Origin of the sequence: Actinobacillus ureae ATCC 25976 (assembly GCF_000188255.1) — a bacterium.
Taxonomy (GTDB): domain Bacteria; phylum Pseudomonadota; class Gammaproteobacteria; order Enterobacterales; family Pasteurellaceae; genus Actinobacillus; species Actinobacillus ureae.
This window is the reverse complement of the sequence record NZ_GL831080.1, coordinates 1,476,932-1,489,092: the sequence shown is the minus strand read 5'-3', so window position 1 is coordinate 1,489,092 and position 12,161 is coordinate 1,476,932. Positions and strand designations below refer to the sequence as shown.

General features: G+C 37.5%; 15 protein-coding genes, 1 tRNA gene and 1 pseudogene. 7 read left to right on the top strand and 10 right to left on the bottom strand.

From position 1 onward, the window contains the following. Window positions 1-54: 54 nt before the first annotated feature. The 6 genes and pseudogenes from HMPREF0027_RS07000 to HMPREF0027_RS06975 form a co-directional block, all read right to left on the bottom strand. A complete protein-coding gene (locus HMPREF0027_RS07000; RefSeq protein ID WP_005623479.1) occupies window positions 55-354 on the bottom strand; it encodes a hypothetical protein in 300 nt (99 codons plus the stop codon). Between the two features lie 31 nt (window positions 355-385). Further along, entirely contained in the window at window positions 386-922 is a 537-nt protein-coding gene (locus HMPREF0027_RS06995; protein WP_005623477.1) for a hypothetical protein, read from the bottom strand. A gap of 48 nt (window positions 923-970) precedes the next feature. Continuing rightward, entirely contained in the window at window positions 971-1,324 is a 354-nt protein-coding gene (rplT, locus tag HMPREF0027_RS06990; RefSeq protein WP_005596075.1) for a 50S ribosomal protein L20, read from the bottom strand. 67 nt (window positions 1,325-1,391) lie between these two features. Continuing rightward, window positions 1,392-1,589: a 50S ribosomal protein L35 gene (rpmI, locus tag HMPREF0027_RS06985; RefSeq protein WP_044024350.1), complete on the bottom strand. Its 198-nt coding sequence runs from the start codon at window positions 1,587-1,589 to the stop codon at window positions 1,392-1,394. A 246-nt stretch (window positions 1,590-1,835) separates the two neighbouring features. Then, complete coding sequence (infC, locus tag HMPREF0027_RS06980) at window positions 1,836-2,378, bottom strand: translation initiation factor IF-3 (protein ID WP_081456961.1); 543 nt, start codon at window positions 2,376-2,378, stop codon at window positions 1,836-1,838. Between the two features lie 219 nt (window positions 2,379-2,597). Then, a pseudogene (locus HMPREF0027_RS06975) lies at window positions 2,598-3,257 on the bottom strand (DUF799 domain-containing protein). Between the two features lie 240 nt (window positions 3,258-3,497). Between HMPREF0027_RS06975 and HMPREF0027_RS06970 the strand changes: the two are divergent. From HMPREF0027_RS06970 to cas2, 3 genes are all read left to right on the top strand, one after another. Beyond that, window positions 3,498-4,217 (top strand): hypothetical protein, encoded by a 720-nt coding sequence (locus HMPREF0027_RS06970; protein ID WP_005623466.1) that lies wholly within the window; start codon window positions 3,498-3,500, stop codon window positions 4,215-4,217. Window positions 4,218-4,395: 178 nt separating this feature from the next. Then, complete coding sequence (gene cas1 / locus HMPREF0027_RS06965; RefSeq protein WP_005623464.1) at window positions 4,396-5,313, top strand: type II CRISPR-associated endonuclease Cas1; 918 nt, start codon at window positions 4,396-4,398, stop codon at window positions 5,311-5,313. Next, window positions 5,306-5,632: a CRISPR-associated endonuclease Cas2 gene (gene cas2, locus HMPREF0027_RS06960; RefSeq protein ID WP_005623462.1), complete on the top strand. Its 327-nt coding sequence runs from the start codon at window positions 5,306-5,308 to the stop codon at window positions 5,630-5,632. The genes cas1 and cas2 overlap by 8 nt, the downstream gene beginning before the upstream one ends. Window positions 5,633-5,778: 146 nt before the next feature. Here the strand turns inward: cas2 and HMPREF0027_RS06955 are convergent, their stop codons facing one another. The 4 genes from HMPREF0027_RS06955 to yejK form a co-directional block, all read right to left on the bottom strand. Next, window positions 5,779-6,243 carry a DUF5358 family protein gene (locus tag HMPREF0027_RS06955; RefSeq protein ID WP_044024348.1) on the bottom strand — a complete coding sequence of 155 codons (465 nt, stop codon included), beginning with the start codon at window positions 6,241-6,243 and terminating at the stop codon, window positions 5,779-5,781. 96 nt (window positions 6,244-6,339) lie between these two features. Beyond that, window positions 6,340-7,680: an NADP-specific glutamate dehydrogenase gene (gdhA, locus tag HMPREF0027_RS06950; protein ID WP_005623458.1), complete on the bottom strand. Its 1,341-nt coding sequence runs from the start codon at window positions 7,678-7,680 to the stop codon at window positions 6,340-6,342. Window positions 7,681-8,010: 330 nt separating this feature from the next. Then, the gene (gene bamE / locus HMPREF0027_RS06945; protein WP_005623456.1) at window positions 8,011-8,358 is read right to left on the bottom strand and encodes an outer membrane protein assembly factor BamE; all 348 of its coding nucleotides are present in this window, start codon (window positions 8,356-8,358) and stop codon (window positions 8,011-8,013) included. 70 nt (window positions 8,359-8,428) lie between these two features. Next, window positions 8,429-9,430, bottom strand: coding sequence for a nucleoid-associated protein YejK (yejK, locus tag HMPREF0027_RS06940; protein WP_005623453.1), 1,002 nt, complete (start codon window positions 9,428-9,430; stop codon window positions 8,429-8,431). Window positions 9,431-9,522: 92 nt separating this feature from the next. On the opposite strand from yejK, the gene HMPREF0027_RS06935 reads away from it, so the two are divergent. The 4 genes from HMPREF0027_RS06935 (at window position 9,523) to HMPREF0027_RS12640 (ending at window position 12,128) form a co-directional block, all read left to right on the top strand. Beyond that, on the top strand, window positions 9,523-9,912 hold the full coding sequence (locus HMPREF0027_RS06935; protein ID WP_005623451.1) for a RidA family protein: 390 nt from the start codon (window positions 9,523-9,525) through the stop codon (window positions 9,910-9,912). Between the two features lie 27 nt (window positions 9,913-9,939). Next, the gene (gene pgeF, locus HMPREF0027_RS06930) at window positions 9,940-10,677 is read left to right on the top strand and encodes a peptidoglycan editing factor PgeF (RefSeq protein ID WP_005623449.1); all 738 of its coding nucleotides are present in this window, start codon (window positions 9,940-9,942) and stop codon (window positions 10,675-10,677) included. 96 nt (window positions 10,678-10,773) lie between these two features. Beyond that, window positions 10,774-10,850 (top strand) — tRNA-Ile (locus tag HMPREF0027_RS06925). 816 nt (window positions 10,851-11,666) lie between these two features. After that, window positions 11,667-12,128: a factor H binding protein domain-containing protein gene (locus HMPREF0027_RS12640; protein ID WP_005623448.1), complete on the top strand. Its 462-nt coding sequence runs from the start codon at window positions 11,667-11,669 to the stop codon at window positions 12,126-12,128. Window positions 12,129-12,161: the final 33 nt, after the last annotated feature.

Here is a 12,161-nt window from a genome sequence, read left to right as displayed (position 1 = left end):
AGTTGGAGGTTTAGTCCAACTTTTGGGGGGCAGATCATAATCGGAGCTTTTTTATTACCAGTGATGACGATGTCTGTGATAACCGTAACCAATGCCAATGCTAGGATAAATCACCGGATCTCTTACAACCTGTCTGACTACTTTCGGACGCTTATCGCTTTGATTAAGCGGTTCGTCTGGTTCTATTTGCTGAGCAACACGTCGCTTCTGTTTTTCCGAAACGGTATTGCCGCTTGCCACACGCTGTTGGTATTCCGCGACTGCTTGCATATCCATCGGAACCGTACTTTGCTGCTCCGGTGCCGAACAAGCCGCTACAACGAAAGGCAGCGCAAGTAACATGACTTTTTTCATTATTTTTCCTCTTTGTAAAAATAAGCGAAAATTAGACCGCTTGTATGTCTTTTTTATCCCTACGCTTACGCATTTTTTCTAATATTATACGCATCAAATAAGGCATTTTCTTGATTGGTTTAATGATAATTTCGTTATCTAACGGCTGCTGTTCTAATGCCAAATACATACTCAATGCCGTAGAAATATCAACATGATGTTGATTCTTAAAGAAATTCATCAAACGATACTTTTCTATCTTCATCTGTAATGAATTTGCAATATTTTGGTATTTTTCGACCGCTTGCAAACTCAGATTCACATTACTTATTATAATTAAAATCGGCATCTGAAAATACATTTCTGCAAACTGCCAAGCCAATGCTAATTTCTGTTCAGCTAATATTTTTGCGGATTGGAATCTTTCTTTTTTCCAAATATATTCGCCGTTTTCATATAGAAATTGGTCATTCTCAATATGAAAAACTTTACCGGACGGAAAGCACTGCTTAAACTCCGCTATTTTTTGCTTAGCAAATGTCGATTTACCTGAGCCTGAATGCCCTCGAATAATGATTAATTTACGCATTATATAAAAAAGGACGCCCGAAGGCGTCCTAATCTCTATTTTTTAAAATTAAAGAGCAGATTTTGCTTTTTCAACTAAAGCTGCGAATGCAACTTTGTCGAATACAGCGATGTCAGCTAAAATCTTACGGTCGATTTCAACAGAAGCTTTTTTCAAGCCATTGATGAATTTGCTGTAAGATAAACCGTTTTGACGTGCTGCAGCGTTGATACGTGCAATCCATAATTGACGGAATTGACGTTTACGTTGACGACGGTCACGGTAAGCATATTGACCAGCTTTAATTACAGCTTGGAACGCAACGCGATAAACACGTGAACGCGCACCATAATAACCTTTAGCAGCCTTAAGAACTTTCTTATGGCGTGCTCTTGCAATAACACCACGTTTTACACGAGCCATTATTAAATCTCCTAATGTATATAATTAACTAAAATTCACTAAAGTACGTTTTAACTTGACTCAACGCTTATGCGTATGGTAAGCACGCTACTACTAATACTTGGTCTGCTTTCGCTACCATTAATTTGTGGCGTAAGTGACGTTTACGTTTAGTGGTTTTCTTAGTCAAAATATGACGTAAGTGAGATTGTTTACGTTTGAAACCGCCTGAAGCTGTTTTCTTGAAACGCTTAGCAGCACCACGTACTGTTTTAATTTTAGGCATTGTTTTATAAACTCCGCATTGTTTTACATAATACACAACAATTAGGCGAAAAATGCGATTATTGCTAATCATATTTTTACTTGGAAAGCGCTAATTATCTCGAAAGAGCGTTACCGCTCATAAGCTTTGCAGCTTAAAAAGCAAATCAGGCTGCGAAATGTGCCTGTAGATCGCTTTTGTTTCTCTTTTTACAAAAGAGAAAACGGACGGATTCTATAGGATTCGCCCGTTTTATGCAAGAATAAATTATTTTTTCTTCGGTGCAATAACCATTACCGCTTGGCGGCCTTCAAGTTTGCCCGGCGCTGATTCAACTACTGCCACTTCAGCCGTATCTGTTTTAACACGTTCTAAAACATCTAAACCGATATCTTGGTGTGCCATTTCACGACCACGGAAACGAACGGTAATTTTAACTTTATCGCCGTCTTCTAAGAAACGCAAAATGCTACGTAATTTAATTTGATAATCGCCATCGTCTGTACCAGGACGAAATTTAATTTCCTTAATTTGTACGACTTTCTGCTTTTTCTTCTGCTCTTTTGCCGCTTTTTCTTTTTCGTAGATAAACTTACCGTAGTTCATAATACGACAAACCGGCGGTTCTGCATTAGGGCTGATTTCAACTAAATCTAATTCAGCATCTTCCGCTCTCGCCAAAGCATCTTGAATTGATACGATACCAACTTGTTCACCATTTTCATCAGTTAGGCGAACTTCCTTCACGCCACGAATTTCATCATTAAGACGATGTGCGCGATTCGACTGAACACGTTTTACAGGTTTAATAGTATTATTCCTTCTTGTAAGTTTTACTCTGAAATCGACTGCTGAGCAGAAGACTAAAATTTATCAAGCCCAAATCTAAATTAATTAGAGGGCAAGCGTTTGGATTCTAAAAGATATTGACGTGTTATGCAATAGTACGCATAAAAATAATCGGTATTAACTTAGTTAGACTAAGCTAATATAAGCTCTTAGTGCACTAAGAGCTTATATAATATACAACTATTTTTTAACTTCTGGTTTTCCATACGAAGGATGGCGAGGACCAACTAATAATCCATCATTTCTTCCTAAATGAATCAAAGAACTCATTGCGGAAGCTGAAACTTCATAGCCTTTATCTTTTGTTGTATCTATCACTTGACTAACAGCTGCTGTAACTAACGCAACTAAAGCGCCGTCATTACTATGTGTAGATCCTTCAGCAAAACGACCTGTACCTTCTCAAAGTGTTTTACCTGTTTTAAGATCAACTAATTTCCCTTCCAATTCTACTTCTGTAACACTATCGAAAACTTTATAGCTTGTACCGTATTTATCCACATTTATGTATAAAATACTATCGGCACCGAAAATATCATATATTTTCTTAATATTCGCACTTCGAATTGCATTACCGTCCGTTAAACCATTTTGTTTAAATACTTCATCCATAAGTGATACAGGATAAATATAATAGCCTAATTCCGCTAAAGGATAAGTCGCTCTCGCTAGCACACTTGTATCTGCCTTAACATCTACAGAATTATTTACAGGTAGTACAACCAATATTGACTTTGGCTTACCTTCTTTCAAGGCGCTGTAATCATAAGAAGGCATCTGTTGATTAGCACATCCAGATAAGAGCAAAATACCTGAAAGTAACATTAATAACTTTTTCATTTTACTTATCCTTATTTCTTACGTTGTAAATATTGCATGAATGTTTTGCTTTCAGGGAACAATTATTGCTCTTGAATAAAGGCATTTTGTGCTTCTGCTGTTTTCCCTTACTTTAATAAAACAAGCCCTAAATGTCCATATACCCCAGGTGTAACCGGTTTATTCGCATCTTTTGCCATTTTAATAATTTCATTAAAACCGCTTCATTTCCCAAGCCCTTGGGCATTTTTTAGAGAAAATGTGGAAATTCGCATTTTTAGTGAAAATCCGAAATTAGGACTCGAAAATCGCTTGCCGGGGTATCCGCAATATAATCACGAATTTGTTCAGCCGTTATTTGTGTCGAGAATGCCAACTCGCAAAATGACGGGGAAAGGGCATATGGAAACTGTGAAATCAGCTAAACGTTTAGATGAAGGTTTAAGTGTCTTAAAAGTACCTTTAACACAACTTAAATTGAGCGATTTAGAACGAATGGTTAATCGTGAGCGTGAAGATGCATTGTACCAATCCTTAAAAGCCCATTTAGAACAATTTGGTAATGATCCAGCAAAAGCTTTTGCCGAACCGTTCCATAAAAAAGGCGGTACGGTAGTCAAAGCGGTTCGGGTGGAACAAACACAGAAATCTGGTGTACTAGTGCGTGATGGTAATGGCGTTGCGGATAATACTTCAATGGTCCGAGTTGATGTCTTTACCAAAGCTGGAAAATATTTCCTTGTGCCGATTTATAAGTGGCAAGTAGCGAAAAGGATTTTACCGAATAAGGCTGTAACAGCGGGGGTTGATGAAATTGATTGGCTTGAAATGGATAGTAGCTATCAATTTATATTTACGATGTACGCAAATGACTTAGTAAAAGTAAAATTGAAAAAAAGAAGCATTTTGGGGTTATTACGGTGGTTTAGATCGTGCAACTGGGGCTATTGTTATCAAAGAACACGATTTAGAGAAATCTAAGGGAAAACAAGGTATCTACCGTGTCGGTGTTAAATTAGCATTGTCATTTGAAAAATACCAAGTCGATGAACTCGGTAAAAATATCCGTCCTTGTCGCCCAACTAAACGACAACATGTACGTTAATTTAATCCCTACACTCTTTGAGCGTGGGGATTTTTTGTATTTAAGGAAGAAATTATGACTTGGCGTAGTATTTTAATTAGCAAGGGTGGAAAACTTTCTTTGCAAAAAAATCAGATGCTGATTCAACAAGACGGAAATGAATTTACTGTACCGTTGGAAGATATTGCGATTGTAGTGGTGGATAGTCGGGAAACGGTGATTACGGTTCCCTTATTATCTGCTTTTGGCTTATACGGCATTACGTTTTTAACTTGTGATGAACAGTTTTTACCTTGCGGGCAGTGGCTACCATTTAATCAATATCATCGACAGCTCAAAACCTTGAAATTACATCTAGAAGCTAGCTTGCCACAAAAGAAGCAGATTTGGCAGAAAATTGTGCAACAGAAAATTCGTAATCAAGCGGCAGTATTGAATATTTGCAAATTTCAAGCAGAATCCGACCGCTTGTCTAAAATGGCAGAGAAAGTGAAGTCGGGTGATAAAGAGAACTTGGAAGCACAAAGTGCGGTAATTTATTTTCAAACTCTATTTGGTAAAGGGTTCAAACGTACCGAAGATGAGAATATGGTCAATAGTGCCTTGAATTATGGTTATACCGTAATGCGTTCTGCGGTTGCTCGTGCGCTTGTATTATATGGTTGGCTACCCCAAATCGGTTTATTTCATCGCAGTGAACTGAATGCATTTACTCTTGCAGATGATTTTATTGAGCCATTTCGTCCGTTAGTAGATTTATTAGTGGTACAACTTGCGAATGAAGATAAGTTGACATTCAATTTATCGCCTATTTTAAAGCATCGCTTAATTAAGGTATTGAATTATCAGCTTTTATTTAAACAAGAAAAAGTGAATACCTTAACTGCTATTGAGCGAACCATAAGTTCATTCCAATCTGCGCTAATACAACGAAATGCAGATTTGTTAAAACTTCCTGAAATTCTACCGCTTGCGGAGCATCAATATGAGTGAGAATGTGTTTATGCGTATGATTGTATTATTTGATTTACCTGTAACAACCAAAGACAAAATGCGAGCGGCTAATCAATTTCGGCAGTTTTTGCTGAAAGATGGTTACCAAATGTTGCAACTTTCGATTTACACCCGAATTATTCGAGGGCGGGACTCAATGGAAAAACATCACAAAAGATTAGTAGAACATTTGCCTGAAGAGGGTTCGATTCGTTGCATTTCTATTACTGAAAAACAATTCGCCAATATGGAAATTCTAGTTGGCGAGAAAAAATTGCAAGAAAAAAAGGTGAACTCGAACCAACTTTTACTGTTTTAAAGCGATTTTTTAGTAAGAAAAAAGCCTTGAACCCTTACGGCTCAAGGCTTTTTAGCGTCCCTATTATAGCACTGCGAAATGAAAAAGGGAGATACGACTCCTAACGAAGTCGTGTACCAGAGTCGAATTGTAGCTATGTGAAATAACTAAGAAAGCTTATTTATACACTGCGGTATTGAGTATTCAATTTGCTGTTTGATTTGAGCGTAGATTGGTTTGAACTCTTCGCAGCGAGATTTATCCACATTAGCTTTTTGGTGGTTATATTTTTCATGCATTTGCTCAAAGTAAAGACGTGAGGATTCGTCTTTTTCGATCAATTGAGCATTGTGTTCGCCAATTAACTCTTTTAATAAATTTTGCTGGAAATAGAGCATCGTCATGCTTTCGGCAACAGACCAATTGTCATAGATTTGTTGGTAATTCGGTTTTGCAAGATCGGGGAAAAGGCATTGTTCAATATTATTTAACTGGCGAACCAAGATTTTCATATCGGTAGCGGAGATTTTGTATTTGGCGTATTCCGTATAAGCGGTCGGATTTTCAGCAGAATTTGCAAAACTGGTGTGGCATAAAGCTGCACAAATCAAGGTAAATAAAATTTTTCGCATTGTATTTATTCCTATGTCTGTTTGGCGCAGCATAACATAAATCTTTTGTTTTGCACAAAAAATAAACCCTCCGAAGAGGACTTATTTTAAGGAGCGTTATACGATACCTTGTTCTAACATTGCAGTTGCCACTTTTTTGAAGCCTGCAATGTTTGCGCCATTTACGTAGTTTACGAAACTGTCCGCTTCTGTGCCGTTTTCTACACAGTTTTCATGAATTGCTGCCATGATATTGAAGAGACGTTGATCAACTTCTTCACGAGTCCAAGATAAACGAATTGCGTTTTGGCTCATTTCTAAACCTGAAGTCGCTACACCACCTGCGTTTGCCGCTTTACCTGGTGCGTAAAGGATTTTCGCAGCGATAAATACTTCAACACCTTCAAGTGTAGTTGGCATATTTGCACCTTCAGCTACACAGAAACAACCGTTTTTCACTAATTCTTTTGCTGCTTCACCGTCTAATTCATTTTGTGTTGCACACGGAAGCGCAATATCACATTTCACGCCCCATGGTTTTTGACCTTCAAAGTATTGGATGCCTTGTTCTTTAGCATACACTGATAAACGTTCACGACGTTCGTTTTTCAGTACTAATAAATCTGCTAATTGTTTTTCAGTCATACCTGAATCAGGGAATAATACATAACCGTTTGAGTCAGATACGGTTAAAACTTTCGCACCTTTTTGGATTGCTTTTTCTGCAGCATATTGTGCTACATTACCTGAGCCTGAAATAACAACTCGTTTGCCTTCAAAACCTTGACATTTGGTTGCTAACATTGCATCTGCAAAGTAAACCGCACCGTAACCAGTTGCTTCCGGACGAATTAAGCTACCGCCCCAAGTTAGACTTTTACCGGTTAATACCGAAGTAAATTCATTACGTAATTTTTTGTATTGACCGTACATATAGCCGATTTCACGACCACCTACACCGATGTCACCTGCAGGTACGTCAGTGTCTGCACCAATGTGACGAGATAATTCAGTCATAAATGCTTGGCAGAAACGCATTACCTCTGCGTCTGATTTACCTTTGGGATCGAAATCCGAACCGCCTTTACCACCACCCATCGGTAATGTAGTTAATGCATTTTTGAAGACTTGTTCAAATGCGAGGAATTTTAAAACACCTAAGTCAACTGTCGGATGGAAACGAATACCACCTTTATAAGGACCAATCGCAGAGTTCATTTGAACACGGTAACCACGGTTTACTTGCACTTGACCTTTATCATCAACCCAAGTTACACGGAAAGTAATAACACGCTCAGGCTCAACAATACGTTCTAAGATACCTTGTTGAGTATATTGTGGATTTTTTGCAAGGAATGGTGCTAATGAACCGAAAACCTCTTCCACTGCTTGGTGGAATGGTGCTTGGTTAGGATCACGTTGTTTGATTTTTTGGAACAATGCGTTTAAGTCGCTCATAAAGTACTCCTGTTGTATTTGAAATTTGGTTAGAAATTAGTTGTGTTTTGCTATGTCTTGGAGTCTAGCAAGCATTTTTTAATTTGAAAAGGTGAAATTAGAAAAATTTATCAAATAAATTACAAAAATTTGGTTAATTGATTAAAAAGTGTTCTTTGTTTGATTTTTTATGATTGCCAACAGAAAAAATGCGCAAAAAACAGGTTAAAACTGACGATTTGATAGTAGGGGTAATCATTTCGTACAAAAACTAATGACAAGCTAAAGGATTAAAAATATTGATGATTGGTTTCAGATATAAAAGAGCCCACAAAATGTGGGCTAATTAAATTATTCCGCTTTAGTAGCTTCAATTGGTTTGTCTAATTTGATATCGCTTACTAACCCCTGATTATCGAAGTAAACAAACAGAGTATGTTGAATAGGATCGTTATAACCTTCACGTTTAATGAAAACGTAACCCCAGCGGTTTTGTGCAAATACGTCTTGTAGCAGCGGCGTACCGAGTAAATATTGCACTTGTGTTTTGTTCATGCCGATTTTTACTTGATCAATTTTGTCTTGTTCTAAATAATTGCCTTGTGGAACATCGATGCGATACACAACTTTTTTTACGGTAGAACAAGAAGTTACACCTACAGCAAGCAAAACGATAGCTAAAAGAGATTTCATTTTCATAATATTTATTGACCTTTGAATTGTTCAGAATGATTGGATAGATAATACCCAAACTAATAAAAATTTTCCATTACTTATTGCGTTCCAATTGATCACGCAAATTTGCCGGTAAACCTTTGATTGTCAATGTATCGTTTAGTTCATCCCAAATTAAACGTTCGCCGAGTAATTCCGCATTAAAACTGATTGTTACTCCTTTACCTGACCCTGAGTATTTCGTTAAGGTTTTTAACGCATTACGTACCGGTGGAATATTTTCTTCGAGTCCGTATTCTTGTTCTTGTGTAAATTGCGCAAAATTCACTTCGTTTAGTGTCGGCAGCGTTTCGGATAATTCGCTTAATGTGATTTCTTCACCGCTATTAATTTGTCCTTTACAATATTCGAATACTTGTTTTTTTACTTCACGAGTTTGTGGTGCAGATAATTCCCCTTGATCACAATAATCACTCACCGCTTGTAAAAGCGTTTGATTTTGTAACTGGGGATTTAAACCTTCTTCCGCACTGAGAAAATCCATAAAGAAGTCCGCAATTTTTCGTCCAACTCGCCCTTTAATAAAGGTGAGATAGCGGTTTGATTGCGCATTGATTTTTAATTCAGTCAGATTAATGCGGCAAGCGATATCATACTGAGTAATATCCAAATATTCGGTGCGTTTTATGTCTAATTGATCGTCGACTAACATTGAGGTACGGCTATCAATCAATGCGATAAATAAATAATCAGTGGCTAAAAAGTTATAACGGCAAAGGATAAAGGTTCCGCCCGATGCAAAAGGATATTTGGCTAATTCACTAGAGAGCATTTTGGCACAACTATGACTGAACGGCAGAAAATCAGTTTCCTGTTCTAATAAGCGATTAAGTTGCTGAGCAAAAATAGATTCATTTTTAAATACGCCGTAAGCCTTTGCTTTACTTTGATAGGCTTGGTGAAGCAGCAACATCATTTGCTCCACTTCAGGACTGATGGCAAGTAGATTGTCGCGAAGTACCGTATTTAACTCCGGTGTTTCACCTTCGGTTTGGTGAATCTGATGAAGGACGATTTCAGTAACATTAATGCTCATACTATTTCTCTTGAGATTAGGGGTAGAAATAAAAGGTGGGAGATATTATCATTAAACGTACTATTTTTCATTACTAAAAGAAGGAATTCACTATGACTAAAGTTATTCATACAGAAAAAGCCCCTGCGGCAATTGGCCCATACGTACAAGCGGTTGATTTAGGTAATCTTGTTTTAACATCAGGGCAAATTCCGGTTAATCCGCAAACAGGCGAAATCCCTGCCGAGATTACCCAACAAGCGCGTCAATCATTAGAAAATGTTAAGGCAATTATTGAGCAAGCCGGTTTAAGCGTAGCGGATATCGTGAAAACAACGGTTTTTGTGAAAGACTTAAATGATTTTGCAGCAGTGAATGCAGAGTATAAAGCATTTTTCCATGAAAATAATCATCCGTCATTTCCGACTCGCTCATGTGTTGAAGTCGCTCGTTTACCAAAAGATGTTGGTTTAGAGATTGAAGCGATTGCGGTACGCAAATAAGCGGTCATTTTTAGAGAAAATTTTGCAATGAAAAACATTACGCCAAATTGGCATGCACCGGAACACATTCGTGCCTTTACTACCGTCAGAACAGGCGGCGTCAGCCAAACTCCTTTTGATAGCTTTAATTTAGGTGATCATGTCGGTGATAATCCTAAGGATGTGCAACAAAATCGTCAGTTATTGGTAGATCCGTTTGGCTTACCACATTTTCCACTCTTTTTAACGCAAACACACAGTACTCGTGTGATTCGCCTACCGTATGACGGCGATAATTTAGAAGCAGATGCGGTTTATACCGACCAACCGAATCAGGTTTGCTTAGTGATGACGGCAGATTGTTTGCCGGTACTTTTCTTTAGTAAAGACGGACAAGAAGTGGCTGCCGCTCATGCCGGATGGCGAGGTTTATGCGATGGCGTATTAGAAAATACAGTTGCTGAATTTGCTTGTTCACCAGCGGACATTTGTGCATGGTTTGGGCCGGCAATTGGCCCAACTAAATTCCAAGTCGGCAAAGAAGTGATTGAGCAGTTCTGTGCGTTTGATCCGCAAGCCGAGCAGGCATTTATTGCGGACCCGACAACAAGCGGTAAATTTTTAGGAAATCTTTACCAAATTGCTCAACAGCGATTGAATAAACTTGGTATTACTGAAATTTCCGGTGGAGAGCATTGTACTTTTACTGAACAAGAACGCTTTTTCTCTTACCGAAGAGATAAGCAGACAGGACGTATGGCAAGTCTCATTTGGCGATCTGAATAAAGCACAATTTATAGCGAGTATATTTTTTATGCGGGTGTTCGCCTAACGCTAGACGAACACCCAAAATTTTCCTATAATCCAACCTCATTTCTTAATCCCCCCTTAGCTCAGTCGGTTAGAGCAGGCGACTCATAATCGCTTGGTCACTGGTTCAAGTCCGGTAGGGGGGACCAACTTAACTTTTCTACTCTTTCGTTTTTTACGTATTCTTACTCTCAAGCCTTGATTCTACTAGCTTTATCGCCCTTTTTCATTCTTTTTTCTTACGTGTTCTTTCGTATTCATACGTTTACAGCCGTGAATTTTAGTTATACATTTAGTTATATGTATCATATAACTAAAAGGGCTGAAATGGCGAGATTAACTAAACCACTTACTGGATATATCTCCATAATAAGCGAGAAAAAACCTATTGAAAATTGTTAATCTATAGCATAACAGATGTCTTGATAACGTAAAGTACGGAGAGATTTAAACGGAAATGTTAAGGAAGATAGGGGCTACAAGACTAAAAATTAAGCTACAATATTTGAATATAAAGGCTTTGAATTTTCGCAAGTAGATAGAGGAGAAATTAACAATATTTTTTTATATTTTGTGACGTTAATCACATAATTCGTAGTGGCTGTTCTTTTATAGATATGATAGAATTATAGAGTATTTTCTATAGAAAAATATACAAATGAAAAAATTATTATTAGTAACTACTTTAGGTTTAGCTTTAACTGCTTGTAGTGGCGGTGGTTCCTCTTCTTCGACAAATAAAAGTAATTCAAAGCCAAGTTCCACGAGGTCTGAAAGCGCTTCTCCAGATTTGTAGAATTCTTTAGTTGGAGTTAGACGTGATTTAAAAGAGCAAGTGAAAGCATTAAAACAAATAAATGTTGAAGGGGTAACTATTGATTTAGCTTCTGAAAATATAGGGGTTGTTGAAAAGGATCTTGGAAATGGCATGATATAACCAAACGTATTCTGCTATTGGTTATGTTTTGCCAAAAAATGTTAAAACAGATCGATATGGGCGTGTTATTGATGAACGTGCTTCAGCAGATGATATAAGTAACTTTGATTTAAGTACTAAATTTGAGAACTTGCCGACAATAGGCGTTTATCATTATTCAGGTGTTTCATTTGGTGCGAATAGTGAAGGTAAATTATCTTTAAATGCTGACTTTGCGAATAAAAAAGTGAGTGGTGAAATTACTAATCGCCGCTTACTGTCTACAGGTAACGCATTATTTGATATTGATTTATTAGAAACAAGTATTAGACAAATCAGTAGCAGAGAGGAAGACGTTCATTTTGTTGGAATGGCGAAATCGAAAGTTGATGGCTATGATGTTCATTCGGCTTATGGTGGTAAATTTATGGGGCCAAATGCTGAAGAAGTTTTAGGTTACATTGTAGATGATAATGCGGATCCTTATGAAGCATTTGCAGGTAAGAAATAATTAATAATGTTGAAGCCTCTTAATTGATCTGCC